We start from the raw sequence: 26,418 nt of genomic DNA on the forward strand, positions 1-26,418 counted from the left end.
TCAGTGTAGGACGCGATTGCGGTGCCGGCAGGATAATGTGGCGGCCTGTGGCGTGCGCGCAGCACGCCGGCCGCCGGACTTACTGAACGGCGGCGACGTTCTGCGCCTGCAGCGCTTCGTCGCGGCGCTCTTCCGCGCAGCGCTGATGCTGGCGCGACAGGCGGTTCATCATCGGCAGCAGCAGCAGCGCGAGCACCATGCCGATCGCGGCGAGCCAGCCGAGCTTCTCGAACAGCGACAGATAGAGCGGCAGCGAATCGACGGCCGGCAGATCGTGCGACGGCATCTGCGCGAAGTTCGCGACGACGCTGCCGAGATACTGCGACACGCCGGTCGCGACGAAGTACGCACCCATCATGAAGCCGCTCATCCGCGCCGGCACATAGCGCGCGATCATCGCGAGGCCGAGGCCGCTCACCAGCAGTTCGCCGAGCGAGTAGAGGCCGTAGCCCCACACCATGAACCACGACGACACGCGACCGTCGACCGCATAGCGGCCGCTGATCGTGAACACGAGATAGCCGGCGGCGACGGCACCGAAGCCGAGCGCGTACTTCGCGGCGACCGGCAGATCGCGGCCGCCCTTCGAGAACGCGTTGTAGATCCACACGAGCACCGGGCTCAGCAGCATGATCCAGATCGGGTTCAGCGCCTGGAACTGCGCGGCGCTCCACGTAAACAGCGTCGTGCCGAACAGGATGAAGCGCGGATCGACGTTGCGCAGCGCGAACAGCGTCAGCGAGGTCGACATCTGCACGTAGAAGATGAAGAACAGGATCACCTGCGCGATCAGCACGAGCGCGGCGATCAGCCCGGCGCGCTCCGAGCGTTCCGACTTCGCGATCATGTACGCGAAGATCGCGAGAATCGCGACCGCGGCCGTCCACACGCTTGCCACTGCCAGTTGCTTGTGCTGCAGCACGTACAGCGTGACGAGCGCGAGCGCGACGCCGCCCGCCGCGACGGCCCCGAGGCGCTTCCAGCGGATCGGCTCGTCGTCGGGCTGCGAGCCGATGTGCGCCAGCGTGCGATGCATCAGCATGAAGTTCAGGATCGCGAGCAGCATGCCGCCGCAGCAGACCGCGAACGCGGTGTGCCAGCCCCAGTGATCCTTGATCCACGGCGTCGCGAGCATCGACACCGTCGAGCCGATGTTGACCGCCATGTAGTAGATCGTGAACGCGCTGTCGATGCGCGCGTCGTCGCCTTCGTAGATGCGGCGCACGAGGTTCGCCGCGTTGGCCTTGAACAGCCCGTTGCCGACGACGATCACGCCGAGCGACGCATACATATAGGCGAGCGCGTCGTTCGGCACCGCCAGCATCAGGTAGCCGGCGCACAGCACGGCCGCGCCGAGGATCATCGTGCGGCGCGCGCCGAGCACCTTGTCGCCGATCCAGCCGCCGATCGACGGCGAGGCGTAGACGAGTGCGGTGAACGCACCCCACGTGAGGTTCGCATGGCTGTCGGTGAAACCGAGCCTGTCGACCATGAAGAGGACGAGGAGCGCGGCCATGCCGTAGTAGCCGAAGCGCTCCCACATTTCGATGAGGAAGACCGTCGTAAACGATCGGGTTTGTGAAACAGGTGCGTGCATCATCAATCTCGGTTGAAACGGACGGCGCGGATCGCGCGTCGCCTGAGGGTAGAACTGGCGCCTGGGCGCGTGGGCCGGGTAGGCCGCTACGCAGGCAATGGCAGCAGTCGGGCGGTTAGCCCGGGCCGGGGTCTGGCTCCGCCGGTGTCGGCGGCGCAAGGCCCCGACCGGCGCGCGAATGGTAACGTTTGCCGGTCCGGTGCGTCAGGTCCGCGCCACATAGGGAAATCCCCGAGATGGCAGCAGCTTTCAGGAACATTCGTCTCATGATTTGTTTGTAAACTTCGCGTCCGGCGCTCCGCAAAATCCCGGAGAGCCGCTTGCAGCTTGCCTGTGAAGGCGGCGAGTCTGGCAAGATAGCGGGTCTTTTCGCGCGCTTCGGGCCCTGTTTAGTGCACCGGGCTCAACGCCGAAGGCATGTGCGAACCTGAAGACTAAGCGATATTAACGAAACTTAGTTACTTTCCATCAAACATTTTTTGACGACCACTTTTCGGCCTGCTATGGTTCCCCCCACTGAAAACTCGCGGTCTGCCGTCGCTGCCGCCGCACTGGGCAGCAAGATTCGCGCGTTGCGCCAACGATTGAAGCGCACGCTCGACGAAACGGCGACAGCCGCGGGCATTTCGAAGCCGTTTCTGTCGCAAGTCGAGCGCGGGCTCGCGTCGCCGTCGCTGACGTCGTTGGCCGGCATCGCGCAGGCGCTCGGCGTGACCGTGCAGTATTTCGTCGATACGCCGAGCGAGGAGCGTTCGGTGTGTCGAGGCGAGCAGCTGCGCTTTTTCGGGTTCGCCGATTCGGCGAACCTGTTCGCGAGGCTGACGAACCTCTCGGAAGGCCGCCAGCTCGAGGCGATCCTCGTGCGGATGCCGCCGGGGCAGAAGCGGTCCGAGGTGACGACACATGCAGGAGAGGAGTTCCTGTATGTGGTGGAAGGAGAAGTGTCGCTGACGCTGGAAGGCAAGACGTTCGTCCTGCAGGCCGGCGATAGTTCGCACTACCAGTCGACGGTTCCGCACAGCTGGGCCAACACCGCGAAGATCGAATCGGTGGTGGTCTGGGTCGGTACGCCGAGGCTGTTCTAACGCACAGGTATTCCTTCGTTTCTCGGACGGGATGCCTGTCGAAAGAAACGTAAGGGATACTAACATGCAATACGAGAACCACGGGCCTCCTCAATCGCTGCCCCCGACAGCGTCTTACGCGTAATCCGCGGCCTTCGCCGCGCGACGCTCACCGAACAACCTTCTCAAGACTGCCACGATGAAATCCTTGCATGCCATGTCGGCCGTGCTGGCCGCGCTCGTCCTGACGACGCCCGCCGCCCGTGCCGTAACCGTCCCGTCGAACGTCACGCTTGCCGCGCAGCAGGATCTGACGCGACAGGTGCCCGCCGAAGTCGAGTCGCTCGATCCCGCCCACATCGAATCGTGGACCGGCAACACGATCGGCCTCGACCTGTTCGAAGGGCTTGCGCGCATCGACGCGGCCGGGCAGGTCGTGCCGGGCGTCGCGCTGTCGTGGGAGCGCAAGACGCCGCAGACGTGGATCTTCAAGCTGCGCCACGACGCGAAGTGGAGCAACGGGCAGCCCGTGACGGCCGCCGATTTCGTCTATTCGTGGCAGCGTCTCGCCGATCCGAAGACGGGCTCGAAGTACACGATCCTCGTCGAGTTCGTGAAGAACTCGAAGGACATCATCGCGGGCAAGGCCGCGCCGTCGACGCTCGGCGTGCGCGCGGTCGATCCGTACACGCTCGAGGTGACGACCGACGTGCCGGTCGCGTTCTTCCCCGAGCTGACCGCGATGGCGCCGCTCGCGCCGGTGAACAAGGACGTCGTCGCGAAGTTCGGCGACGCGTGGACGCGTCCCGGCAACATCGTCAGCAACGGCGCGTACCAGCTCGTCGACTGGCAGCCGAACAACCGCATCGTGATGACGAAGGATGCGAAGTACTGGAACGCGCCGAAGGTCGTGATCAACAAGGTCACGTATCTGCCCGTCGAAAGCGACGAGACCGCGATGCGCATGTACCAGGCCGGGCAGATCGACTACAGCTATTCGATTCCGTCGGGCATTTTCCAGCAGGTCAGCAAGCAGTTCGGCGCCGAGCTGCGCCCGGGCCTGCAGCTCGCGACGTACTACTACTACCTGAACAACAGCGATCCGGTGCTGAAAGACAAGCGCGTGCGCCAGGCGCTGTCGATGGTCATCGATCGCGACGTGCTGACGTCGAAGCTCACGCAGGCCGGCGAGAAGCCGATGTACGGCCTGATGCCGAACGGCACGAAGGGTGTGCAGCCGTTCACGCCGGAATGGGCGTCCTGGCCGATGGCCAAGCGCGTCGAGACCGCGAAGAACCTGCTGAAGCAGGCCGGCTATTCGGACGCGAAGCCGCTGTCGTTCACGCTCACGTACAACACCAACGACCTGCACAAGAAGGTCGCGCTGTTTGCCGCATCGGAATGGCGCACGAAGCTCGGCATCAACACGAAGCTCGAGAACGTCGAGTTCAAGGTGCTGATGAAGGAGCGGCATGACGGCAAGGTCCAGATCGCGCGCGACGGCTGGTTCGCCGACTACAACGACGCGATGACGTTCTTCGATCTGATCCGCTGCGGCAGCTCGCAGAACACCGTCGGCTACTGCAACAAGCAGGTCGACGCGCTCGTCGACGAGGGCAACCAGAAGCTCGACGACAAGGCCCGCGCGGCGCTGCTCACGCAGGCGCACGACACCGCGATGAACGACGCGCCGATGGTCCCGCTGTTCCAGTATTCGGCCGATCGTCTCGTGAAGCCGTACGTCGGCGGCTATTCGCTGAAGAACGTGATCGACATGCGCGCGTCGCAGGACATGTATCTGATCAAGCACTGAGCGGAGCGATCATGCTGGCCTATGCCCTGAGGCGCACGTTGTGGGCGGTGCCGACGATCCTCGCGGTCGTCACCGTCTGCTACCTGCTGCTGCACTTCACGCCCGGCGGCCCGTTCGATACGGAGAAACAGCTGTCCGCCGCGACGCTCGCGAACCTGAACGCGAAGTACCACCTCGACGAACCGCTGTGGAAGCAGTACCTGCTGTATCTCGGCTCGCTGCTGCGCGGCGATCTCGGGCCGTCGTTCCGCTACGTCGACTGGTCCGTGAACGATCTCGTGAAGAAGGCGCTGCCCGTGAGCCTCGGCGTGGGCGGCCTGTCGATTCCGCTGTCGATCGTGCTCGGCGTGCTGCTCGGCACCGTCGCGGCCGTGCGCCGCGACAGCGCGATCGACCGCTTCGTGATGCTGATCGGCAACTTCGGCAACGTCGTGCCGCCGTTCGTGCTCGGGCCGGTGCTCGTGTGGATCTTCGCGATCCTGCTTAAGACGTCGGCCGGCAACGGCTGGCTGCCGGCCGGCGGCTGGGGCGACGGCGGCTGGCAGTACCGGCTGCTGCCGATCGTGCTGCTGACCTTCATCAACGTGTCGCTGCTCGCGCGCGTGATGCGCGGCTCGATGATCGAGACGCTGTCGAGCAACTACATCCGCACCGCGCGCGCGAAGGGGCTGCCCGGCTCGACGATCGTGCTGCGCCACGCGCTGAAGCCCGCGCTGATGCCGGTCGTATCGTTGTTCGGCACGGTCTGCATCACGTCGATCACGGCGGCCGTCGTCACCGAATCGGTGTTCGCGCTGCCGGGGCTCGGGCAGCTCGTCGTGAACGGCGCGATCAATCGCGACTACACGCTGGTGCTCGGCCTCGTCGTGCTGACGACCGTCTGCGCAGTGCTGTTCAACCTGCTGGTCGACCTCGCCTACGCATGGCTCGATCCGCGCATCCGTTACTGAGCGAGGCCCTGCGATGACTCCCACTACGCCAGCCGTCGGTCTGCCCGCGCAGACCGATACGCCGCCGCGTTCGCGCTCGCCGCTGGCGCTCGCGTTCGCACGCTTCCTGCACAACCGCGCGGCCTTGTTCAGCCTCGTGCTGCTCGCGCTGATCGTGATCGCCTGCTTCGTCGGCCCGTGGCTGCTCGCAGCCGATCCGGCCGCAAGCGACTGGGGCGCGATCAGCCTGCCGCCGACGCTCGCGAACCAGCACTGGTTCGGCACCGACGAGCTCGGCCGCGACCTGCTCGTGCGCACGCTGATCGGCGGGCGCGTGTCGATCGAGGTCGGGCTGCTCGGCACGCTCGTGTCGGGCCTGTTCGGCGTCGCGTGGGGCGCGACCGCGGGCTTCGCGGGCGGCCGCGTCGACGCGGTGATGATGCGCATCGTCGACATGATGTACGCGATCCCGTACTTGCTGATCGCGATCCTGATGATGACGCTGTTCGGCCGTTCGTTCCTGCTCGTCGTGCTGACGATCAGCGCGTTCTCGTGGATCGACATGGCGCGCGTCGTGCGCGGCCAGACATTGTCGCTGCGCAACCGCGAGTTCGTCGATGCGGCGCGCGCGATCGGCGTGTCGCCGGTATCGATCGTGCGCCGCCATATCGTGCCGAACCTGCTCGGCGTCGTCGTCGTGTATGCGACGGTCTCGGTGCCGAACATCGTGCTGACCGAATCGGTGCTGTCGTTTCTCGGGCTCGGCGTGCAGGAGCCGATGACGAGCTGGGGCGTGCTGATCCAGGACGGCGCGCAGAAACTCGAATCGATGCCGTGGCTGCTGCTGTGCCCGGCCGTCATGCTGTGCGTGACGCTCTATTGCGTGAATTTCGTCGGCGACGGCCTGCGGGATGCGCTTGACCCGAAGGATCGCTGAAGATGGCCGCACTACTTGAAGTCGACAACCTCGGCGTGCGCTTCACGCGCAAGGATGCGCCGCCGATCGACGCCGTCAGCGGCGTGTCGTTCTCGCTCGAAGCCGGCAAGACGCTCGGCATCGTCGGCGAATCGGGCTCCGGCAAGAGCCAGACCGTGATGGCATTGCTCGGGCTGCTCGCCGCGAACAGCACGACGAGCGGCACGGCGCGCTATCGCGGCGACGATCTGCTCGCGATGGACACGCGCGCGCTGAACGCCGTGCGCGGCGACCGGATCGCGATGATCTTCCAGGATCCGATGACGTCGCTCAATCCCTTCCTGACGATCGAGCGGCAGATGACCGAGACCCTGCAGCTGCATCGCGGGCTGTCGCGCAAGGCCGCGACGAAGCGCGCGATCGAGGCGCTCGAATCGGTGCGCATTCCCGACGCCGCGCGGCGTATCCGCATGTATCCGCACGAGTTCTCGGGCGGCATGCGGCAGCGCGTGATGATCGCGATGGCGCTGCTGTCCGAACCCGAAATCCTGATCGCCGACGAGCCGACCACGGCGCTCGACGTGACCGTGCAGGCGCAGATCATCGATCTGCTGCGCGAGCTCAATCGCGAGCGCGGCACCGCGATCGTGCTGATCACGCACGACATGGGCGTGGTCGCCGGCCTCGCGGACGACGTGATGGTCATGTATGCGGGCCGCACCGTCGAATACGCGCCGGCCGAATCGATCTTCGCGGCGCCGTCGCATCCGTACACGATCGGGCTGCTGAACGCGCTGCCGCGGCTGACCGATGCCGACGATTCGCCGCTCGTCGCGATTCCCGGCAATCCGCCGATGCCCGGCACCGCGCCGGCCGGCTGCGCGTTCGCGAAACGCTGCACGTATGCGGAGGATCGCTGCGGCACGCTGCGCCCCGCACTCGAAACCTACGGCGCCGCCGGTGCGGTGCGCGCCTGCCATCGGCCGGCGGCCGATCTGACGGGAGGACTGCGATGAGCGTCAACGAACGCCGCGACGCCGGCGCGAGCGGCGACACGCTGCTCGCCGTCGAGGGGCTGAAGGTGCATTTCCGCGTGCCGCTCGGCGGCTATCCGTGGTCGCCGAAGGGCACGCTGCGCGCGGTCGACGGCGTCTCGTTCGACGTGAAGCGCGGCGAGACGGTCGGCCTGGTCGGCGAATCGGGCTGCGGGAAGTCGACGCTCGCGCGTGCGCTGATCGGCCTCGTACCGATGACGGCCGGCACCGTGCGCTGGCGCGGCGAGGCCGTCGCGCCAGCGCAGCTGCGCGGCACCGCGATGCGGCGCGAAGTGCAGATGATCTTCCAGGATCCGCTCGCGTCGCTCGATCCGCGCATGACGATCGAGCAGGTCGTCGCCGAGCCGCTCGTCACGCATCAGCCGGGTCTCGGCCGTGCCGAAGTGCGCCGCCGCGTGATCGCGATGCTCGAGCGCGTCGGGCTGAACGCGCATCACCTGCTGCGCTATCCGCATGAATTTTCCGGCGGCCAGTGCCAGCGCGTCGGGATCGCGCGTGCGCTGATCGGCGAGCCGAAGCTCGTGATCTGCGACGAACCGGTGTCGGCGCTCGACGTGTCGATCCAGGCGCAGATCGTGAACCTGCTGCGCGACCTGCAGCGCGATCTGTCGCTGTCCTATCTGTTCGTCGCGCACGACCTCGCGGTCGTGAAGGCGATCAGCCAGCGCGTGCTCGTGATGTATCTGGGCCGCGTGATGGAGTTCGGCACGCGCGACGACGTGTACCGCGTGCCGCAGCACCCGTACACGCGCGCGCTGCTCGACGCGGCGCCGACGCCGGACCCGGCACGCGAGCGGGCGCGCCGGCCGATGCTGCTGGCGGGCGAGATGCCGTCGCCGCTGAATCCGCCGTCGGGCTGCGCGTTCCGCACGCGCTGCCCGGTGGCGATCGACGCGTGCGCGCAGGACGCGCCGCTGCCGGAAGTGCGGCACGGCTCGGCGGCGCGCGTCGCCTGCATCCGCGCGGGTGCGGCATGAGTGTCGAACGACGATAAGCAGGCAGGTCGACAGGGGTAAGTGCGGCGCGAACGATCTTCGCGTCGCGGGTACAGGCGCGTCCGTAGCCGGTCGCGCCGGGTGGGGGCCGGGCGCGGATCGCGACCGGCGGGACGACATCAACACAAGAAGAGAACCACGATGAAAAAGCAGAAGACGATCGGGACGGCATCGAAGATGCTGCTTGTATGGGGACTGCCGGCGCTCGCCGGTGTCTCGCTGACGGGCGTCGCGCGCGCCGACGACGCGGCGCCCGCGCCGCTGACGGTCGCGCAGGCCGCGCCGGCCGCCGGCGCGAGTGCGAGCGTCGCACAGGCGACGACGCCGAACGCCGTTGTGAACGCGGAGGCCGGCCAGGCCGTCACGCCGTCCGACGAGCAACCGTCCGCGCAATCGAAGTCGAAGGGCTTCATCGCCGACAGCCATCTCGACTTCCTGTTCCGCAATTACGCGGACGTGCTCGACAACAAGGGCGGACCGCACCGTCACGCATGGATCCAGGGCGTGATGGCGAACTTCGAGTCCGGCTATACGACGGGCCTGATCGGTATCGGCTTCGACGCATCGCTGTATGCGGCGCTGAAGCTCGACGGCGGCGCGGGCGCGGGCAGCATGGCACACATCGCGAAGGGCGGCGGCGGCTCGAACCAGCTCGCGTGGGCCTATCCGGGCATCTACGACGTGAAGGCGCGCATCTCGAACACGGTGATCAAGTACGGTCTGCAGGCCGTCGACAACCCGTTCATGGAGCAGCACGACAACCGCGCGCTGCCGCCGACGTTCCTCGGCGCGACGATCGTCAGCAACGAATTCAAGAACGTGATGCTCGAAGCGGGCAGCTTCACGAAGACCGACGCGCGCGGCCACTCGACGCTCACGAACCTGACGACGCAGTACGGCGGTACGCGCGTGAACCGGATCACCTATGTGGGCGGCACGTGGGACTACTCGCCGAACGGCGAAGTCGCGCTGTACGCGAATCAGGCCGACGACGTGTGGCACCAGTACTACGCGTCGGTGAAGCACAGCATCGGCAGCCCGCAGACGATCAAGTGGACGGGCTTCGGCAACGTCTATTCGACGCACGACACGGGCGACGCGCTGCAGGGCAAGATCAACAACAACGCGTATAGCCTGTCGCTCGCCGCGCAGCACGGCCCGCACGAGCTGCTGCTCGCGTATCAGCAGATTCTCGGCGACCAGTTCTTCGACTATCTGAACGAAACGAACGGCATCTTCCTCGCGAACTCGATGGACGTCGACTACAACGCGCCGCATGAAAAGTCGCTGCAGCTGCGCTACACGTTCTATGGCAAGGAAGCGGGGCTGCCGGGCTTCAAGGCGATGGTGTGGGGCGTGACGGGCTGGGGCGCGGACGGCAGCGCAGGCGCGGCGAACGATCCGAGCCACTCGAGCATCTACTGGAGCAACGGCGCGCCGGTGCAAGGCCGTCACCACGAGTTCGGCTTCATTCCGTCGTACACGTTCCAGAGCGGCAAGCTGAAGGACACGAAGGTCACGTTCATCGCGATGTGGCACAACGGCTCCACGCACTACTCCGATGCGACGAACCGCGAGTACCGTCTGGTCGTGAACCTGCCGCTGCACGCGTTCTGATCGAACGGCGCGCCGCGCGCCGCCGCTGCGCCGAGCGGCCCGCTCTTACGCGGGCTTGTGCAGCCCGGCGACCGGCTCGTTCGCGGCCGGTGGCAGATCCGCCGCGAGCGGCGCCAGTTCGCGACCGGTGTCGCGCCAGGCGTCGAGGCCGCCGCGCAGCGCGAGCGCGTCGGTAAAGCCCGCGTCGAGCAGGCGCTTCGCCATCAGCGCGGCCGTCACCTCGTTCGGGCACGAGCAATAGACGACGAACTTCTGCGTGAGCGGATAGCGCGCGACGATGTCGGCGATCTGCCGTTCGTCGGCAAACTGCGCGCCGGGGATCGTGAACGGGTCGAGCTTGCGGTGCTCGGGCGAGCGCACGTCGAGAATCACCGGTGCTGCATCGTCTTGCAGCAGCGCATCGAGCTCGTCGACGCCGATCCGCGCATGCGCGAGCTGGCGGATCAGCGCGCGGCGGCGCACCCAGCGAATCGCCGCATAGACGGCGAGCAGCGCGACGATCACGACCAGCACCGCGTGACCGAGCCGGCTCGCGCCCGCGAACAGCCAGTCGATCTGCCGATAGAACACGAGCCCCGCGACGAGGCCGGCGATCGTCCAGAGCGCGGCGCCGAGCGCGTCGTAGCCGACGAACGTGCGATAGCGCGTATGCAGCGCGCCCGCCATCGGCACCGATACCAGCGACAGTCCGGGAATGAAGCGTGCTACTGCGAGCACGCGCACGCCGTAGCGGCCGAAGAAGCGCTCGGTTTTCTTCACGCAGGTGTCGCGCGACAGCGACAGCCGGCAGATCGTCTTCAGCGTCGCGCCGCCGTAACGGCGCCCGGCGACGTACCACGCCGTATCGCCGAGCAGCGCGCCGAGCACCGATAGCGCAATCACCGTCGCGAGCTGCGAGCCGATCATCGCCGGATGCATCGCGGCCATCGCGCCGAACAACACGAGCGTCGGCATCGCGGGCACGGGCAGGCCGATCGCCGCCGCGAGCACGTTGGCGAATACGAGAAGCGGCCCGTACTGGGCGACGAGATCACGGAGCATGACGGCTGGCCGAAAAGAACATGCGCAGGCAGGGTGCGCAGATGGGCCGATTATCGGCCATTTTCAAGACGGCGGCGGGAATGACGGAAAGCGCCTGACGGCGGCAGGGACATGCCGGTGAGCGCGCGCGCTGCACGTCGCTCACCGTCGGAATCTCACGAAGGGGTGCGCGCGAGCGAAGCGGCGCCGTGGTGTTCGCCCGGCAGTTCGGCGCCGTGCGAGCGGATCGCCGCGATCAGTTCGGCCGGCGTGATCTCGTAGCGGACCTCGCGGTGAATGCCGGGCTTGCGTTCGTCGATTTCGATCAACAGCACGCTCTTGCCGTCGCCGGTCGCTTCGAGCCGGAGCGAGCGCAGCTCGCGGCCGTCGGCCGGGTCGTGTTCGGTGAGCAGGGTCATTGCCCCGGATGAGCCGGTAGTGCGCATCGAACCTATCCTCGTGTCGTTGTGCCGTGGGGGGCGAAGGTGTCGTTGTTGAAAAACTGCAAAACAGGTTGACGCAGTTTAACGCGAACGGACGGCATTACGGAGCATTTTCGTAGGGGTCGGAAAGAGGGCTACACCACACTTCCGTCAGATGTTTTCGCGCGCGCCGCCGCGCGTTTGCGCGCGGCGGCGCCGGGTGGTGCGCGGGTGTCGGGCGGTGCCGACGGGCAGGCCGGCGACGCGCCGTAGGCGTGCGCGTCGCCGCGGCGGTCAGAAGCGGTCGGCGATGCCCATCGCCGGATCGCTGACCGAATGGCGGCCCGTTTCGACGCGGCCGGCGATGCGCCGCGCATAGCGCGCGTCGTGATCGGCGGTCACGATGAAGTCATACCAATAGCCGGTCGAGTCGAGCTTCCAGTGCAGCTCCGACTGCGTGCCGCCGCGCACCGTGACGGTCCACGTCGTGCCCGCGCCGTCGCCGTGACCGTGCGTGTCGGTCGCGCCGTGGCCCGCGAGCGGCCCGTAGACCCGATTCGAGCGGATCGTGAAGCGCACGGCGCCGCCGCCGTGGTTGCTCAGCCGCAGGTGCAGGTTGCCGCTCGCGCCCGCGTAGCCGACGCGGATCTCCGGATTCGGCGCGCCGGCCGCGGCAATGCGCGTGAGGTCGCCGGTGAAGCGGCGGTGATAGCCGTTCGGGCCGAGCAACCACAGATCGTATTGACCGTTGTCGTCGGCCATTGCCGCCCAGTCGCCGTGCAGCGTCTTGCCGGGCTCGACCGCGTAGCGGCGCGGCACGCGATCGAGATGAAGCTTGTCGTAGACGTGGAATACCGCGGCCGCGTCGCCGGTATTCGCGAACTTCAGCCGCAGCGTGCCGCTGCGCGCGTCGGCCTGCGCGCTCGCATGCAGCTCGTACGGCAGCGCGCGCGACGGTCGCACGCCGATGGTCTGTGCGGGCGGCGCGGGCGTGGCCGGCGGCGCGATCTTCGGGGCGGCCTGCTGCGCGGCGCTCAGCGCGTCGACCTGGCTCTTCGTCGAACGGCCCGCGAGCGTCGGCAGCGGCTCGTTGTTCGGCGAGCGGAAGTTGAAGGCGCTCGTCAGGTCGCCGCAGATCGCGCGTCGGTATCCGCTGATCTGCGGCTCGACGACGCCGAAGCGTTTCTCGAGAAAGCGCAGCGTCGACGTATGGTCGAACACCTGCGAGTTCACCCAGCCGCCGCGGCTCCACGGCGACACGACCCACATCGGCACGCGCGGGCCGGGGCCGTACGGGCGTCCGTCCGCGGCGGGCTGGCTCGACGTGGCCGGTGCGAAGTCGTGATACTCGGCGGCGACGTCGGCACCCGACAGCGTGTAGCCGCCTGCGAGCGTGCCGTCCGCATTGCGCGACGGCGCGGCTGGCGACGGCATGTGATCGAAGAAGCCGTCGTTTTCGTCGTAGTTGATCAGCAGGACCGTCTTGCTCCAGACCTCGGGGTTCGCGGTCAGCGCATCGAGCACCGCCTGCACGTACCAGCCGCCCTGCGCGGGGCTCGACGGCCCCGGATGCTCGCTGTACGCGGACGGCGGGATGATCCACGATACCGCCGGCAGCCGGCCGTTTCGGATGTCGTCGCTGAACGATTCGAGAAAGCCGTACGGCATCGTGTTGCCGAAGCCCTTCGCGAGCGGGCTGAGCGGATCGTCGATCGCCGGATCGTAGAACGGGCCGGCGGCCGTCACCGGCTGCGTGATGTCGGTCGACGCGACGTAGACCGGCCGACGCGCGGCCGGCATCTGCTCGATGGCCGCACGCCAGTGGCGAAAGCCCATCATCTCGTTGCAGCCGAAGTTGTCGATCAGGCTCTGGTACACCTTCCAGCTCACGCCCGCCTGCTGCAGCCGGTCCGCGTACGTGGTCCACGTCCAGCCCTGCGTCGACGGTCCGATGTCGTTGCCGCCGTTGAACTGATTGTTCAGCGCGGCGACCTTCACGCGGCTGCCGTCGACGGGGCTGATGCCGTTCGGGCCGTTGGTGCCGCTCCAGTAGAACAGGCGGTTCGCGATCGTGCCCGTATGCATCCCGCAGTGATAGTGGTCGCACAGCGTGAACGCGTCGGCGAGCGCGCGCTGGAACGGCACTTCGGCCGCGTCGTAGTAGCCCATCGACAGCGTGGTCTTCGCGTCGGGCCAGCGGTTCATGCGTCCGTGGTCCCACGCGGCCTGCGCGTCGGCCCACGTATGCGGCGTGCCGCCTGCGCGCTGCGCGTTGCCCTTGCTCGCGTCGAGGTGATACGGCGTGACCGTGACCGCGGGCGTCGTCTTCGTATACGTCTGGTAGAACACGTCGCGACCGTTCGGCGACGGCACCGCGAAACGGTCGCCGTAGCCGCGCACGCCCTTGAACGTGCCGAAGTAGCTGTCGAACGCGCGATTCTCCATCATCAGCAGCACGACGTGCTTCACGTCGTTGATGGTGCCCGTTTCGTGAAAGGCGGGAATCGCGAGCGCGCGGCGAATGCTCGGCGGAAACGCGGACAGCGCCGCGGCCGAGAGGCCGGCGGTGGCAGTCTGCTGGAGAAATTTGCGGCGTGACGTCATGGCGTTCGAGTCCTCTGATGATGGGAGCGTTCGTGACTTCGTCTGGTTGCGCCCAAGCGTCGTCCCCCCTGGGACGGTCCGCGATGCGCGTGCGTGCGGATGCGCCGGCCGCGCGCCGGATGGGCGCGCCCCACGGACGACGCGCTGCGTCGCGTGGCGGTTTCGGCCGTCGTTGCCGCCTCGTCGTTCGCGCGTTCGTCATGCGCGGGACGGGATGTCGGCACGCGCCGGCCCGGCGCATGCCGGGCAGGGCGGCGCCTAGTCTAGGGAGCCGACGTGACGTCGACGTGATGGAGAAATGACATCGCGTGTCGTTCTCATGACGTTGTGTGTGCAACGAATCGCGTGCGCGTGAATGAGGAGTGGGGGAGCGGTGAGAAATTACCGATTTTCCATGGCGCGGTCGGTAAAAAAAGGTGTCCCGCCGGCATGAGACGGCTTGGGTGCCATGCCGTTGCGATCGCAACCGAATCGGCGGCGATGGTTTCGTTTCGTCAGGCGGCATCGACATGCCGGGCGAGCACGTGGCAAGCATGTTGCATTCGCATGAAACCCGGATATGCATCGATGGCATGCGGTAGGCGCACCGCCGCATGCCCTTGAAAGAACGATGCCCAGGACGTTCGCCCGTCATGATCGACATCACGATCCGGCACGGCGACGCGCACGACGTCGATGCGATCCGCACAATCTCCGCGCAACCGGCGGTCTGCAAGAACACGCCGCAGCATCCGTTTCCATCGTTCGAGAAATGGCAGCAACGGCTCGAACGCATTCGCGAACAGGGCGTGAGTCTCGTCGCCGAAGTCGATGGCGCGGTGGTCGGCTATCTTGCCCCGCATACCGAACCGAATCCGCGGCGCCGTCATGCGGCCGGGCTCGGCATGATGATCGATGCGTCGCAGCACGGGCGCGGCATCGGCAGCCGTCTGCTCGCGACCGCGATCGACCTCGCCGAGAATTGGCTCAACGTCACGCGTATCGAGCTGACCGTGTTCGTCGACAAACCGAGCGGCGATCGCGCTCTACGAAAAGCACGCTTTTCGCATCGAAGGCGAATCGCCCGACTACGCGCTGCGCGACGGCGCGTATGCATCGGTGTATCGCATGGCGCGGCTCGGGTCGCGGCCGTGAGGCCGAGCGTCCTGTGCCTCATATTCATTCAAGAATTCGTTCGTTTTCAAGCGGGCGCCTGCATCGTATCGTCGAGCGATTTGCCGGCCGTCGCGACAGGCGCGCGACGCGTCTTCCCGCCATCGTCTTTTCAACGGAACCCGCTTCGATGAAATCCGTTATCCGGAGTCTGACTGCCGCCTGCCTGTTCGCCGCGTCGGGTGCAGCGTTTGCCACCGTCGCGCCGCAAGAAGGCGTCGCGGCGAGTTCGTCGTCGCAGCGTACCCATCTGCCGCCCGGCATCGCGTGGCAGCAGGGCGACGTCGACGACGCCTTCGCGCTCGCGAAGCGCACCGGCAAGCCGCTGCTGCTGTACTGGGGCGCGGTGTGGTGCCCGTCGTGCAACCAGGTGAAGTCGACGATCTTTAGTCAGCAGGCGTTCAAGACGCGCTCGTCGCTGTTCGTGCCCGTCTATCTGGACGGCGACACCGAGAGCGCGCAGAAGCTCGGCGAACGCTTCAAGGTGCACGGCTATCCGACGATGATCCTGTTCCGTCCCGACGGCACCGAGGTGACGCGGCTGCCGGGCGAGGCCGATCTCGACCGCTACCTGCAGGCGCTGTCGCTCGGCATGACCGCCGCGCATCCGGTGCGGCAGACGCTCGCGAGCGCGTTGAAGGACGGTGCATCGCTGAAAGCGGACGAATGGCGGCTGCTGGCGGACTATTCGTGGGATACCGACGGTGCGTTGCCGGTGCCGGCCGATCGCGTCGCGCAGACATTACAGACGCTGTCGCAGCGCGCGCGGGCGGCCGGCGCGAAGGCCGAGGCGGCGCGCTTCGCACTGAAGGCGGCCGTGGTCGCCGCGTCGGACGATCCGGCTCAGGCCGGCGCGCTGGACAAGTCGGCGCTCGCCGACGCATGGCGAGCGGTGTTGGCCGATCGCGCGCTGTCGCGCGCCGATTCCGACGTGCTCGTGATGGCGCCGGCGCGTGTCGTCGCGTATCTCGGCGGCAGTGAAGCGCAGCGCGCGAAGCTGCGCGGCGCATACGACGCGGCGCTCGCACGGCTGTCCGCCGATACGACGCTGTCGTCGATCGATCGACTGATGGCATTGCACGGCCGCGTGCTGCTCGCGCGTGGCGAGGCGCGCACCGGCGCGCCGCTCGATGCGCCGGCGCTCGTCGATACCGTGCGTCGGCAGATCGCCGCGTCGGTGCAGGGTGCGGCGAATCCGTACGAGCGGCAGGCGCTCGTCAGCGAGGGCGCGGATACGTTGACCGATGCCGGACTGTTCGACGAGTCGGATGCGCTGCTGAAGGCCGAACTGCCGCGCTCGTCGACGCCGTACTACTTCATGTCCGGGCTGGCCGCGAACGCGAAGGCGCGCGGCGACAAGGCGGCGGCGCTCGACTGGTACCGGAAGGCGTACGACATGGCGACGGGCCCCGCGACGAAGCTGCGCTGGGGCGCGACCTATTTCGCGAACGCGGTGCAATTGGCGCCCGAGGACTCGGCGCGGATCGAAGGAATTGCTGCGAGCGTGCTCGCGCAGGCCGGCAAGACGCGCGATGCATTCTACGGCGCGAATTTGCGTGCGCTGACCAAGGTCGTCGCGCAACTGAACCGCTGGCGTAGCGGCGGCGCGCACGATGCGTCGGTCAGGACGGTCGTCAGGCAGTTCGACGAGCTATGCGGCAAGCTGCCCGCGGGCGACCCGCAGGCAGCGGCGTGCGCGAAGCTGATTCAGCCCGTGAAGACGTGACGGCCGCCGTGGCCGTGCCGAGGATCAACGGCCCGATTCCGACGACGCGTCGCGCGCGCTGCCGTACCCGGCGCCGTTCTGTTGCGCGATCTTCGCTTCGGCCGATTGGATGCTGGCCGGATAGAACCAGTCGCTCGGCTGGAAGCCGGCCTGCTTCAGTGCCTTCACTTCGGCACGGACCTGCGCACGCGTCAGCGGCTGGTTCGACTGCGCATGGGCGACGACCGGGCCGGAGACGGCCACGGCGAGGGCAACCGCTTGAATCAGGCGCTTCATGATCGGGACCTCCTGGTTTCCGTTGAATCGGCCGCGCTTCGTGTCACGAATGCGTCGGGCGACGTTGAAACCAGTGTAGGTCGGGTCGGCCGCATGAAAAATGCGCCGGCGACCAATGCAGTGTTTTGCTGCGGACAACAATGACGGCGGCGTGGTCGGGGCCGAATGGCGCGGAGATGAGGGCGGTGCGATGGGCGCGGCGTGCGCCGGCGGGCCGGGTGCCGGCCGGTATGGGACCGGACGCCATCGAGGCGCCGGTCCGGCATGGCTGCGTGCCCTTCGTGAAACGCGGGTAGAACGCACCCGGCTACGGGGACGCGGCCGGCAGGCGCGGGCGGCGTGCGAAGCGCCGCCCGCCGCAAGGAATTACACGAGCCCCGTCATGTAATACACGGCGATCACGAAGAACACCGCGAGCGTCTTGATCACGGTGACCGCAAAAATGTCGCGATACGACTCGCGGTGCGTGAGGCCCGTGACGGCGAGCAGCGTGATCACCGCGCCGTTGTGCGGCAGCGTGTCCATGCCGCCGCTCGCCATCGCGACGACCCGGTGCAGCACGTCCATCGGGATGTTGGCCGCTTGCGCGCCCTTGATGAACAGGTCCGACATTGCGGCGAGCGCGATGCTCATGCCGCCCGATGCCGAGCCCGTGATGCCCGCGAGCGAGCTGACCGACACCGCAGCGTTGACGAGCGGGTTCGGGATGCTCTTCAGCGCGTCGCCGACGACGAGGAAGCCCGGCAGCGCAGCGATCACGCCGCCGAAGCCGTACTCCGACGCGGTGTTCATCGCGGCGAGCAGCGCGCCGCCGACGGCCGCCTTCGAGCCGGCCGCGAAGCGTTCGCTGACGCGCTTGAACGCGGTCAGCACGACGAGCACGATGCCGAGCAGCAGTGCGGCCTCGACCGACCAGATCGCGACGACGGTCTTGATCGACGTCGTCACCGGCGCATGGACGCCCGGCAGCACTTCCGGTGCGACGGTGTACGACGCGGAGCCGTACCACTGCGGGATCAGCTTCGTGAATGCGAAGTTCGACACGCCGACCAGGATCAGCGGCAGGATCGCGAGCGCGGGATTCGGCAGCGACTGCGCTTCGACGCGCTCCGGCTCGTTGACGAGCGACGTGCCGTAGCCTTCGCCCTTCGCCATCGCCGAACGGCGGCGCCATTCGAGATACGCGAGACCGACGACGATGATGAACAGCGAGCCGATCGTGCCGAGTGCGGGCGCGGCCCATGCGGTCGTCTTGAAGAACGTGGTCGGGATGATGTTCTGGATCTGCGGCGTGCCGGGCAGCGAGTCCATCGTGAACGAGAATGCGCCGAGCGCGATCGCGCCCGGCATCAGCCGCTTCGGAATATTGCTCTGGCGATAGAGCTCGGCCGCGAACGGATAGACCGCGAACACGACGACGAACAGCGACACGCCGCCGTACGTGAGCAGCGCGCACACCGCGACGATTACCGCATTGGCGCGCGAGCGGCCGATGTAGCGGATCGCTGCATGGACGATCGACTCGGAAAAGCCGGACAGTTCGATCACCTTGCCGAACACCGCGCCGAGCATGAACACCGGAAAGTACAGTTTGACGAAGCCGACCATCTTCTCCATGAAGATGCCGGAGAAGACGGGCGCGACGGCGGCCGGATCGGTGAGCAGGACCGCGCCGAGTGCGGCGATCGGCGCGAACAGGATCACGCTGTAGCCGCGATATGCGGCAAACATCAGGAACGCCAGCGCGGCGAGGACGATCACGAAAGACAAGGGAAGTCTCCTAATTGCTTTGGTTGTTGTTCGGTCGGACGGTGCGCCGCGGACCGGCTCGGCTTCGTGCAGGTTTCGTGCCATCGGCCGCAATGCGCCGCCGGACGCGGGTCCGGCGTGGTCGGGCGGGCCCGCGCCGGCCAATGTCTGACGATTCTACGTGAAACGTCTCCAGACGGAGACGAATCGGCGATCGCGATCGCGTGTCGACTCGGCGAGGGTCTTCCCCGACAAGGCAATCCGGCGTGTCTCCGAAATGAGATAATCCGTCCCGATACGGAGACATCCGACCGAAGATACACGGAGACGACGACACGATGATGAACGACTGGACCCGGCTGCCCGCCAACTACGGCGACGTGCTGCGGCGCGCCGCCGAGTCGCTGTTTCGCACGTTCGAGGATTCGAGCGCGGGCACGGTGGTCGTCGATCGCGATGCGCGGATCGTCTGGATGAACGAGCGCTACGCGGCGCGTTTCGGCTTTGCCGATCCGCAGCAGGCCGTCGGCCTCGACTGCGAGGCCGTGATCCCGAACAGCCTGCTGCGCGAAGTCGTGTCGAGCGGCCAGCCGATCCTGCTCGACATCATGGAGACCGGCCGCGAACCGCTCGTCGTCACGCGGCTGCCGCTGAAGAACGAGGCCGGCGAGACGGTCGGCGCGATCGGCTTCGCGCTGTTCGATCAGCTGAAGACGCTCACGCCGATCTTCTCGCGCTACGCGCAGCTTCAGCAGCAGCTGATCGCGACACAGCGCTCGCTCGCGCAGGCGCGCCGCGCGAAGTACACGTTCGCGAGCTTCGTCGGCACGAGCGCCGCGAGTCTCGAGACGAAACGACAGGCGCGCCGCGCCGCGCAAGTCGATTCGCCGGTGCTGCTGCTCGGCGAGACAGGCACCGGCAAGGAACTGCTCGCGCATGCGATTCACGCGGCGTCGGCGCGTGCGCTGCAGCCGCTCGTGACCGTCAACGTCGCGGCGATTCCCGACACGCTGCTCGAAACCGAGTTCTTCGGCGCCGCGCCCGGCGCGTATACCGGCGCCGATCGCAAGGGCCGCGTCGGCAAGTTCGAGCTGGCCGATCGCGGCACGCTGTTTCTCGACGAGATCGGCGACATGCCGTTGCCGCTGCAGGGCAAGCTGCTGCGCGTGCTGCAGGACAAGGAATTCGAACCGGTCGGGTCGAACCGCATCGTGCGCGCGGACGTGCGCATCATTGCGGCGACGTCGGCCGACCTGCCGGCGCTCGTCGCGGCCGGGCGCTTTCGCGCCGATCTCTATTACCGGCTCAATGTGCTGACGATTCATGCGCCGCCGCTGCGCGAGCGTGCGTCGGACATTGCGGCGCTCGTTTATGTGACGCTCGAGGAGCTCGCTGCGCAGCACGGGCGCGCCGCGCACTGCGAGCTGACCGACGACGCGTTGCGGATGCTTTGCGCCTATCCGTGGCCGGGCAACGTCCGCGAGCTGCGCAACACGCTCGAGCGCGCGCTGATGCTGTCGGATCGCGCGATCATCGATGCACGTGCGCTCGCGCCGTTTCTCGGACCGACGCGCGTACATGCGGACGCCGCCCCGGCCGTGCCGGCGGCTGCCGTGACGGCGGGCGGCGCGGGCGCCGGTTCCAGGTCCGGCGCCGGCGACCCGCATGCCGGGCAGCACGTGTCGTATGCGGACGCGCTCGCGGCGTGGGAACGCCAGTTCTTCGTCGACGCGCTGGCCGCGTGCGACGGCAAGGTGGCGGAGGCCGCCGCGCGGATCGGCATCGGACGCGCAACGCTGTACAAGAAGCTCGCGGCGCTCGGTATCGGTCGATAGGCCGCTGCGGACCGCGCGGGCGCGCGCGCCTGCATGGTGCGCATCAGGTATGGGAACGATCGCGAAACACAGGCCGGCCGGCATGCGCGTGCGAGTCGGCCGACAGGAGGCGATATGAAGCGAATCGGCATCGCAGGTTGGGTGACGTTGATGCTCGCGACGTCCGCGCTGGCGCAGACGGGCGATACCGAGGCGCCCACGGCGCGGCGCAACTGGTACAACGATCCGTTCGTTGCGCTGTCGCGGGACATCGCCGAATGCCCGTTGCCGCTCGGCCCGTGGATGACGAAGGCCGAGATGGAGGACGACGCGCACTACCGCGTCGAGCGCGGGACGACCTGCTGGCTCGCGCATCGCTGCACGAAGCCGAACTCCTATCTGTACGACGCGCCGATCGCGGATGCCGCCAAGGCGCATTTCGCCGGATCCGAACGGCTGCGCGGCACGAGCCTGTGGATCACCGTGCAGCGGCGCTTCGTCTATGTCGAAGGCTGTGCGAATCCTGGATTCGATCGACAGGCGCTGCAACGCGAATTCGAGGCGCTGCCCGATGTCGAACAGGTTTTCATTCGCATCACCGACGATCCGGCACGAACGTTGCCGTATCGGACGCGCGGGCAGCCGGACCGCACGCCCAATTGAACAATAGGCGGCCGTGCATGGCATACTCGCGACATTTAAAAAAAGGTTGACGGAAAGAACAATGAAACACATGCTTGCGTCGGTCTGTCGGGGGCCTCGGGCGTTGCTGCGCGGGGCCGGGTTGTTGGCGCTCGTCGCGGCGCTCGGCGGGTGCGGCGGCGGTGCGCCGCTGTTCACGTCCGACGGACGCCCGACTACGCAGGTTCAATGCACGGGCGACTCGTGGAGCAATTGCACGGACAATGCGCGCGCGATCTGCAACGGCGAGTACGACGTGCTCCAGCAATCGACGGATAGCGGCACGCGAAGCCTGCTCTTCGCATGCCGCAAGAAAAGCGGCTATTGATCCCGCAATGGGCGACCGAAAATACTTTCGGGTCACGCGCTTTTCTATTTGCTTGGTGTCGGCTATTTTTCATGAATAACCCTCAAGGAATCCCATCGATATGGCGACCTACCGGCAACTGTCCGTGCAACTCGAAAGGCTTCAGCAAAAAATCGACAAGGAACGCGAGAAGGCGATTGCCGACGCGATAGCCGAGATCCGGGCGAAAATCGACGAATTCGACATTACGCCGGAAGAGCTCGGTTTCCGGCCGCTCGGCGCGCCGAGCGCAAAGCCGAAGCGCACGTTGCCGCCGAAATATCGCAACCCGAAGACGGGCGAAACCTGGAGTGGCCGCGGGCGCGCGCCCGCGTGGCTCGGCAAGAACCGCACGCGATTCCTGATCGCCGACTGACTCCCGAAAATCCTCACCTTTCGCGTACCGACCGACGGTGCGACCGGCCTTGCGGCCGTCGCACCGTTCTGTTTTTCCGCGCATGCAAAATGCATCGCGTCGCTGGATTGCGATGCGGCGTCACGCAATGGACCGATCGTATTTCGCGATTTCACCGCGATTCGGCTCGCTATCGCGGCGAATGTCGGTAAACGGCCGCGCAATTGCGCACGTTCTTGCCACGTTATTCGCCATGCGACGCGTGCGGACACAAAGCGCATTTTCATCACCGTACGCGCTAGCGCGCAGGGCTGGACGGTGTTCCCGAACATTCTCACCTTCGCTCCTGTAAAGCCTCACCTTTGACGGCGGCACGTGTATCGATGTACCGCGATGCGTCGGCGCTGCGATCGATGCACGCACGTCGCTCAGTGCGGTGCGCGGCACGCGATGTGTCGCCGGTCGATGCATGATGCGCGGCTTGACGGCCGGCGGACAGCTGGCCGTTCGGCATATAGGCAGCCGCGGGCCCTTCGCCTATGCTTGGGATTCGCGGATCGGTGTGCGGCGCGGAGCCGTATGCCGGTCGGGCCGTGTTTCGTCAGCCAGTGGAGCCGATGTGACTGTTCGCCATCTCGATGCCTTGTTCCAGCCCAGGTCCGTTGCGGTCGTCGGTGCGTCGTCGCGTGCGGGCAGTATTGGCGCAATGGTTTGGTCGCGCGTGCTCGACGGCGCGTTCGACGGTCCGGTGTGGCCCGTCAATCCGAAGCATCGCGAGCTCGGCGGGCACGCGGTCGTACCGGACGTCGACCGGCTTCCTGCACCGCCGTCGGTCGCCGTGATCTGTACGCGTCCGGCGACGTGGGCCGGCATCGTACGCAAGCTCGGCGAACTGGGCACGCGTGTGGCGATCATCGTCGGCGATGCGCGCAGCGATGCCGATCGCGCGGCACTCGATCGCGCGCTGAAGGCCGCGAAGCCGTTCGTGCTTCGCATCGTCGGGCCGGGCAGCCTCGGCGTGCTGTCGCCCGCGCGTCACGCGCATTTCGGCGCGCCCGCTTATACGGTGCGTTCCGGCGGTGTCGCATGGGTATCGCAATCGAATGCGCTGACGAACGCGGTGCTCGGCTGGGCGAACGCACGCGGCCTCGGCTTTTCGCACGTCGTCGCGCTCGGGGGCGAAGCCGACGTCGATGCGGGCGACGTGCTCGACTATCTCGCCAGCGATCCGGGCACGCGCGCGATCCTGCTCGAGCTCGACTCGGTTCGCGCCGCGCGCAAGTTCATGTCGGCCGCACGCGCGGCGGCGCGCAACAAGCCGGTGCTCGCGCTGCGCACCGGTCGTGCGGATCCCGGCGACGGGCTCTACACGGCGGCGTTCCAGCGCGCGGGGATCGTCCGCGTCGATGCGCTCGACGATCTGCTCGACGAAATCGAGACGCTCGGCGTCGGCCGCGTCACGGCGCGCGGCGCGGCGACGCTCGTGACGAGCGACGCCGGCGTCGCGAAGCTTGCCGTCGATGCGGTCGGGGACGTGCGCATCGCATTGGCCGAATGGCCGGCCGAGGTCGCGGCCGCGATGTCGGCTGCGCTGCCGCATCTCGACACACCCGGCAATCCGCTCACGCTTGGCGACGATGCGCGGCCCGAGCATTTCGCCGCGGCGGTCAAGGCGCTCGCGCCGTTTCCGCAAACAGGCACGCTGTTCGTCGTGCATTCGACGTCGCACAGCGCACCGGCCGATGCGGTGGCGCGCGTGCTGATCGACAACAGGCAGCACGCGCATCGCGGCGTGCTTGCGTGCTTCTTCGGCGCAGTCGATGCGGCCACACGCGACGCGCTGCATGCAAGCGGCATTCCCGTGCACTCGACGCCGCAGCGGCTTGCGCGAGCGTATGCGCGTCTCGTCGACTACAACCTCGGTCGCCAGTTGCTGATGCAGACGCCGGAAGGTACGCCTTCGCATCCGGCCGCGTGCATCGCGACCGCGCAAGCCGATGCGCGCCGGATGCTCGATGAGGGCCGGCATGCGCTGACGGGGGACGCCGCGCTGCACTGGCTGTCCCACTTCGGTCTGCACGGCGAGGCAGACGAGCCGCCCGGGGCCGCGATCGTCGACGTGACGGTCGACATGTACGACGATTCGAACTTCGGGCCCGTGTTTCGCTACGCCGTGCCGCCTGCCGACGGCGTATCGGCGCCGTTCGTCGTCTACGGGCTGCCGCCGCTCAACACGGTGCTCGCGCGTGCCGTGATCGCGCGTTCGCCTTATGCGCGGCGCGCGCCGATCGAGCCGGTGCTCGACGCACTGATCGCGCTGTCGCAGGTCGTATGCGACGTGCGCGAAGTCGTCGCGATGTCGCTCAGGTTGCGCGTGTCGCCGGGTCGCGTCAGCGTGATCGCGCCGCGCATAGCGCTCGCGGCCGGACGGAGCCGGCTTGCGATCATGCCGTATCCGCGCGCGCTCGAACGCACGCTCGACTGGCGCGGCGAAACCGTGACGATCCGTCCGATCCGTCCCGAAGACGAGCCGGCGCACAGCGAGCTGCTGCGCGCGATGACGCCCGAAGATCTGCGCATGCGCTTTTTCGGCGCGGTACGCAGCTTCGACCATTCGCAGATCGCGCGGATGACGCAGATCGACTACGACCGCGAGATGGCGTTCATCGCCGTCGTGAACGATGCGTCCGGGCAGGCGCACACGCTCGCCGTCGCGCGCGCGGTCAGCGATCCGGACAATGAGACGGCCGAATTCGCGATCGCGGTGCGGCCCGATCAGAAAGGCAAGGGGCTCGGGCGCCTGCTGCTGACGCGAATCATCGACTACGCGCGATCGCGCGGTACCGCATGGATGGTCGGCGAGGCGCTGCGCGAGAACGCGCCGATGATCGCGCTGGCGAAATCGTGCGGTTTCGAGGTGTCGGCGACGGAGGAGCCCGGTGTCGTCGGGTTCAGGATGAAGCTGCAGGCTTAGTGAGTGCGAGGGCTGGGTGCGAGGCGAATGCGCGGGCCGGTCCGTGCGAGCGCTGTTCGATTTCCCTGCAGCGGGAGTGGCCGAGCGTGGCGATTCGCCTCACGACCCATCATCGGCATGGCGCGGCGCGACCGTGAGACCGACGTCGTTCCGCGATGCACGTTTCCGCCGGCATCCCGGCTCGCGCAACCTCGACCGATCCCAAAAGGTGAGCTTTTTCAGGAGCGTCGCGTCGGGCATTTGCCATGCCAAACGGTGAGCCGATACGGGAGCGGCCGGTGAGCTTATGCAGGAGCCGAAAGTGAGCGTTTTCGGGATCGCTCGGTGAGGTTTTCCGGGACGAACCTGCCGACGCGAAGCGAAAACAGGCGGTAAGCGCCGGCCGGGCGCATCGGTGAGTGCTTGCGGGACCGCGCGGTGAGAGGGTTCGGGAACTGCCGGTGAGGGTCTGCAGGAGCCGAAGGTGAGCCTTTTCGGGAGGAGACGTGAGTGCTCACTGGCATTGAGGTGAGGTTTTACGGGAGCATGGTCGCGCGGTACGTTTTGGGTGGGCGCGGTGCCGGCCTAAGCCGGCACGCCCGCCGCGCGCATTGCCCGCGCCGCACGGGCCCCCGCGCGTCCCTTAGGCCGCGAGCTTCGCTGCCGCGTCGTTTACCTGAGCACGCGAAATCGCGAGCTCCTCGAGGTGCGTGTCGGCATAGACGGCGCCCGTTTCGCGTTCAAGCCGCGCGATCGTCAGCGCGCAGCGCGCGGCGTCCTTCGGCATCGCGATGAAACGCTTGACCGACTCGCCGGACGTGAACGCGTCGAACAGCGCGCTGCGCACGTCGTCCGGCAGCGTCTTCGTCCACTGATACGGCTTGCCGTTGAACGTGATCGACGGCGGCAGCACGCGCTCTTTCTTCGTCGCCGTGATCAACCCGTACGTGCGTGCCGCGTCGCCGATCTGCTCGGGCGAGAAGAGCTCGTCGGGCGTGATGTCGAACTGCTCGATGTAGCTTTCGATCGCCTGCATCGCGGCGGCGCGGTCGTCGCGCTTTTTCTGCGCGCGCGCGACGATGTCGCGGAGCTCGTCCGCCTCTTCGGGGGTGATCGTGAAGCTTGCCTGCTTCTGCTGAAGTTCGGAGAAACGCTGGAATTCTTGATCGTTCAGAAGTTTGGCCATGACATCCATCGGACACGGCGGCCGCGACCGCAGCCGCCGTAGTTTTTGAGAGGGCCGCTATTCTAGCGTAGCGCGCACACGCCCAGCGGCACGCGCGAGCGTGCCGCGATGTCCGTGCAACGCGCGCAGCGAACCGGCCGACATCGCG

General features: G+C 67.2%; 20 protein-coding genes and 1 pseudogene. 14 read left to right on the forward strand and 7 right to left on the reverse strand.

The features are described from left to right. Nucleotides 1-79: 79 nt before the first annotated feature. On the reverse strand, nucleotides 80-1,600 hold the full coding sequence (locus BCR55_RS21735; protein ID WP_006407878.1) for a peptide MFS transporter: 1,521 nt from the start codon (nucleotides 1,598-1,600) through the stop codon (nucleotides 80-82). Between the two features lie 500 nt (nucleotides 1,601-2,100). Between BCR55_RS21735 and BCR55_RS21740 the strand changes: the two genes are divergently transcribed. The 7 genes from BCR55_RS21740 to BCR55_RS21770 all read left to right on the forward strand — a co-directional run bounded on the left by BCR55_RS21740 (nucleotide 2,101) and on the right by BCR55_RS21770 (nucleotide 9,986). Continuing rightward, complete coding sequence (locus BCR55_RS21740) at nucleotides 2,101-2,682, forward strand: cupin domain-containing protein (protein ID WP_012216254.1); 582 nt, start codon at nucleotides 2,101-2,103, stop codon at nucleotides 2,680-2,682. Between the two features lie 178 nt (nucleotides 2,683-2,860). After that, nucleotides 2,861-4,474 (forward strand): peptide ABC transporter substrate-binding protein, encoded by a 1,614-nt coding sequence (locus BCR55_RS21745; protein WP_065495907.1) that lies wholly within the window; start codon nucleotides 2,861-2,863, stop codon nucleotides 4,472-4,474. Nucleotides 4,475-4,485: 11 nt separating this feature from the next. Next, the gene (locus tag BCR55_RS21750; RefSeq protein ID WP_006407880.1) at nucleotides 4,486-5,424 is read left to right on the forward strand and encodes an ABC transporter permease subunit; all 939 of its coding nucleotides are present in this window, start codon (nucleotides 4,486-4,488) and stop codon (nucleotides 5,422-5,424) included. Between the two features lie 13 nt (nucleotides 5,425-5,437). Continuing rightward, nucleotides 5,438-6,340 (forward strand): ABC transporter permease, encoded by a 903-nt coding sequence (locus BCR55_RS21755; RefSeq protein ID WP_065495908.1) that lies wholly within the window; start codon nucleotides 5,438-5,440, stop codon nucleotides 6,338-6,340. Between the two features lie 2 nt (nucleotides 6,341-6,342). Continuing rightward, nucleotides 6,343-7,335 (forward strand): ABC transporter ATP-binding protein, encoded by a 993-nt coding sequence (locus BCR55_RS21760; protein ID WP_065495910.1) that lies wholly within the window; start codon nucleotides 6,343-6,345, stop codon nucleotides 7,333-7,335. Continuing rightward, on the forward strand, nucleotides 7,332-8,351 hold the full coding sequence (locus BCR55_RS21765; protein WP_065495912.1) for an ABC transporter ATP-binding protein: 1,020 nt from the start codon (nucleotides 7,332-7,334) through the stop codon (nucleotides 8,349-8,351). The genes BCR55_RS21760 and BCR55_RS21765 overlap by 4 nt, the downstream gene beginning before the upstream one ends. Before the next feature lie 159 nt (nucleotides 8,352-8,510). Next, complete coding sequence (locus BCR55_RS21770) at nucleotides 8,511-9,986, forward strand: OprD family porin (RefSeq protein ID WP_065495915.1); 1,476 nt, start codon at nucleotides 8,511-8,513, stop codon at nucleotides 9,984-9,986. Nucleotides 9,987-10,031: 45 nt separating this feature from the next. Here the strand turns inward: BCR55_RS21770 and BCR55_RS21775 are convergent, their stop codons facing one another. From BCR55_RS21775 to BCR55_RS21785, 3 genes are all read right to left on the reverse strand, one after another. Further along, the gene (locus BCR55_RS21775; protein ID WP_006407885.1) at nucleotides 10,032-11,027 is read right to left on the reverse strand and encodes a DedA family protein/thiosulfate sulfurtransferase GlpE; all 996 of its coding nucleotides are present in this window, start codon (nucleotides 11,025-11,027) and stop codon (nucleotides 10,032-10,034) included. Nucleotides 11,028-11,182: 155 nt separating this feature from the next. Beyond that, nucleotides 11,183-11,452, reverse strand: coding sequence for a hypothetical protein (locus BCR55_RS21780; protein ID WP_012216261.1), 270 nt, complete (start codon nucleotides 11,450-11,452; stop codon nucleotides 11,183-11,185). 270 nt (nucleotides 11,453-11,722) lie between these two features. Then, entirely contained in the window at nucleotides 11,723-14,032 is a 2,310-nt protein-coding gene (locus tag BCR55_RS21785) for a phosphocholine-specific phospholipase C (protein ID WP_035489102.1), read from the reverse strand. 632 nt (nucleotides 14,033-14,664) lie between these two features. Here BCR55_RS21785 and BCR55_RS21790 point away from each other — a divergent pair. Together BCR55_RS21790 and BCR55_RS21795 are read left to right on the forward strand one after the other, a co-directional pair. Beyond that, nucleotides 14,665-15,166 (forward strand): annotated as a pseudogene (locus BCR55_RS21790) (GNAT family N-acetyltransferase). Between the two features lie 148 nt (nucleotides 15,167-15,314). Continuing rightward, entirely contained in the window at nucleotides 15,315-16,910 is a 1,596-nt protein-coding gene (locus BCR55_RS21795; protein WP_065495917.1) for a thioredoxin family protein, read from the forward strand. A gap of 24 nt (nucleotides 16,911-16,934) precedes the next feature. On the opposite strand, the gene BCR55_RS21800 is transcribed toward BCR55_RS21795, so the two are convergent. Both BCR55_RS21800 and BCR55_RS21805 read right to left on the reverse strand, forming a co-directional pair. After that, nucleotides 16,935-17,186, reverse strand: a complete 252-nt coding sequence (locus tag BCR55_RS21800) for a DUF4148 domain-containing protein (protein ID WP_006407889.1) — start codon at nucleotides 17,184-17,186, stop codon at nucleotides 16,935-16,937. A gap of 366 nt (nucleotides 17,187-17,552) precedes the next feature. Further along, on the reverse strand, nucleotides 17,553-18,956 hold the full coding sequence (locus tag BCR55_RS21805; RefSeq protein ID WP_006407890.1) for a GntP family permease: 1,404 nt from the start codon (nucleotides 18,954-18,956) through the stop codon (nucleotides 17,553-17,555). 317 nt (nucleotides 18,957-19,273) lie between these two features. Here BCR55_RS21805 and BCR55_RS21810 point away from each other — a divergent pair, with 317 nt between their 5' ends. The 5 genes from BCR55_RS21810 (at nucleotide 19,274) to BCR55_RS21830 (ending at nucleotide 25,105) form a co-directional block, all read left to right on the forward strand. Further along, a complete protein-coding gene (locus BCR55_RS21810; protein WP_006407892.1) occupies nucleotides 19,274-20,770 on the forward strand; it encodes a sigma-54-dependent Fis family transcriptional regulator in 1,497 nt (498 codons plus the stop codon). A 114-nt stretch (nucleotides 20,771-20,884) separates the two neighbouring features. Continuing rightward, nucleotides 20,885-21,412, forward strand: coding sequence for a hypothetical protein (locus BCR55_RS21815; protein WP_006412208.1), 528 nt, complete (start codon nucleotides 20,885-20,887; stop codon nucleotides 21,410-21,412). Nucleotides 21,413-21,473: 61 nt separating this feature from the next. Then, nucleotides 21,474-21,758, forward strand: coding sequence for a hypothetical protein (locus BCR55_RS21820; RefSeq protein WP_172488724.1), 285 nt, complete (start codon nucleotides 21,474-21,476; stop codon nucleotides 21,756-21,758). Between the two features lie 100 nt (nucleotides 21,759-21,858). Then, a complete protein-coding gene (locus BCR55_RS21825; protein WP_006407894.1) occupies nucleotides 21,859-22,152 on the forward strand; it encodes an H-NS family nucleoid-associated regulatory protein in 294 nt (97 codons plus the stop codon). A 598-nt stretch (nucleotides 22,153-22,750) separates the two neighbouring features. Further along, nucleotides 22,751-25,105 (forward strand): GNAT family N-acetyltransferase, encoded by a 2,355-nt coding sequence (locus BCR55_RS21830; RefSeq protein WP_065495919.1) that lies wholly within the window; start codon nucleotides 22,751-22,753, stop codon nucleotides 25,103-25,105. 622 nt (nucleotides 25,106-25,727) lie between these two features. Here the strand turns inward: BCR55_RS21830 and BCR55_RS21835 are convergent. Continuing rightward, the gene (locus BCR55_RS21835; protein WP_012216270.1) at nucleotides 25,728-26,279 is read right to left on the reverse strand and encodes a hypothetical protein; all 552 of its coding nucleotides are present in this window, start codon (nucleotides 26,277-26,279) and stop codon (nucleotides 25,728-25,730) included. Between the last annotated feature and the right edge of the window lie 139 nt (nucleotides 26,280-26,418).

The sequence above is a fragment of the Burkholderia sp. CCA53 genome (genome assembly GCF_001685525.1).
Classification (GTDB): Bacteria; Pseudomonadota; Gammaproteobacteria; order Burkholderiales; family Burkholderiaceae; genus Burkholderia; species Burkholderia multivorans.

Coding starts and splice junctions, on each gene's coding strand:
- BCR55_RS21765 (WP_065495912.1), top strand. CDS start 7,332: ATGAGCGTCAACGAACGCCGCGACGCCGGCGCGAGCGGCGACACGCTG.
- BCR55_RS21820 (WP_172488724.1), top strand. CDS start 21,474: ATGAAACACATGCTTGCGTCGGTCTGTCGGGGGCCTCGGGCGTTGCTG.
- BCR55_RS21770 (WP_065495915.1), top strand. CDS start 8,511: ATGAAAAAGCAGAAGACGATCGGGACGGCATCGAAGATGCTGCTTGTA.
- BCR55_RS21740 (WP_012216254.1), top strand. CDS start 2,101: ATGGTTCCCCCCACTGAAAACTCGCGGTCTGCCGTCGCTGCCGCCGCA.
- BCR55_RS21760 (WP_065495910.1), top strand. CDS start 6,343: ATGGCCGCACTACTTGAAGTCGACAACCTCGGCGTGCGCTTCACGCGC.
- BCR55_RS21785 (WP_035489102.1), bottom strand. CDS start 14,032: ATGACGTCACGCCGCAAATTTCTCCAGCAGACTGCCACCGCCGGCCTC.
- BCR55_RS21780 (WP_012216261.1), bottom strand. CDS start 11,452: ATGCGCACTACCGGCTCATCCGGGGCAATGACCCTGCTCACCGAACAC.
- BCR55_RS21800 (WP_006407889.1), bottom strand. CDS start 17,186: ATGAAGCGCCTGATTCAAGCGGTTGCCCTCGCCGTGGCCGTCTCCGGC.
- BCR55_RS21795 (WP_065495917.1), top strand. CDS start 15,315: ATGAAATCCGTTATCCGGAGTCTGACTGCCGCCTGCCTGTTCGCCGCG.
- BCR55_RS21825 (WP_006407894.1), top strand. CDS start 21,859: ATGGCGACCTACCGGCAACTGTCCGTGCAACTCGAAAGGCTTCAGCAA.
- BCR55_RS21810 (WP_006407892.1), top strand. CDS start 19,274: ATGATGAACGACTGGACCCGGCTGCCCGCCAACTACGGCGACGTGCTG.
- BCR55_RS21735 (WP_006407878.1), bottom strand. CDS start 1,600: ATGATGCACGCACCTGTTTCACAAACCCGATCGTTTACGACGGTCTTC.
- BCR55_RS21745 (WP_065495907.1), top strand. CDS start 2,861: ATGAAATCCTTGCATGCCATGTCGGCCGTGCTGGCCGCGCTCGTCCTG.
- BCR55_RS21750 (WP_006407880.1), top strand. CDS start 4,486: ATGCTGGCCTATGCCCTGAGGCGCACGTTGTGGGCGGTGCCGACGATC.
- BCR55_RS21775 (WP_006407885.1), bottom strand. CDS start 11,027: ATGCTCCGTGATCTCGTCGCCCAGTACGGGCCGCTTCTCGTATTCGCC.
- BCR55_RS21755 (WP_065495908.1), top strand. CDS start 5,438: ATGACTCCCACTACGCCAGCCGTCGGTCTGCCCGCGCAGACCGATACG.
- BCR55_RS21835 (WP_012216270.1), bottom strand. CDS start 26,279: ATGGATGTCATGGCCAAACTTCTGAACGATCAAGAATTCCAGCGTTTC.
- BCR55_RS21815 (WP_006412208.1), top strand. CDS start 20,885: ATGAAGCGAATCGGCATCGCAGGTTGGGTGACGTTGATGCTCGCGACG.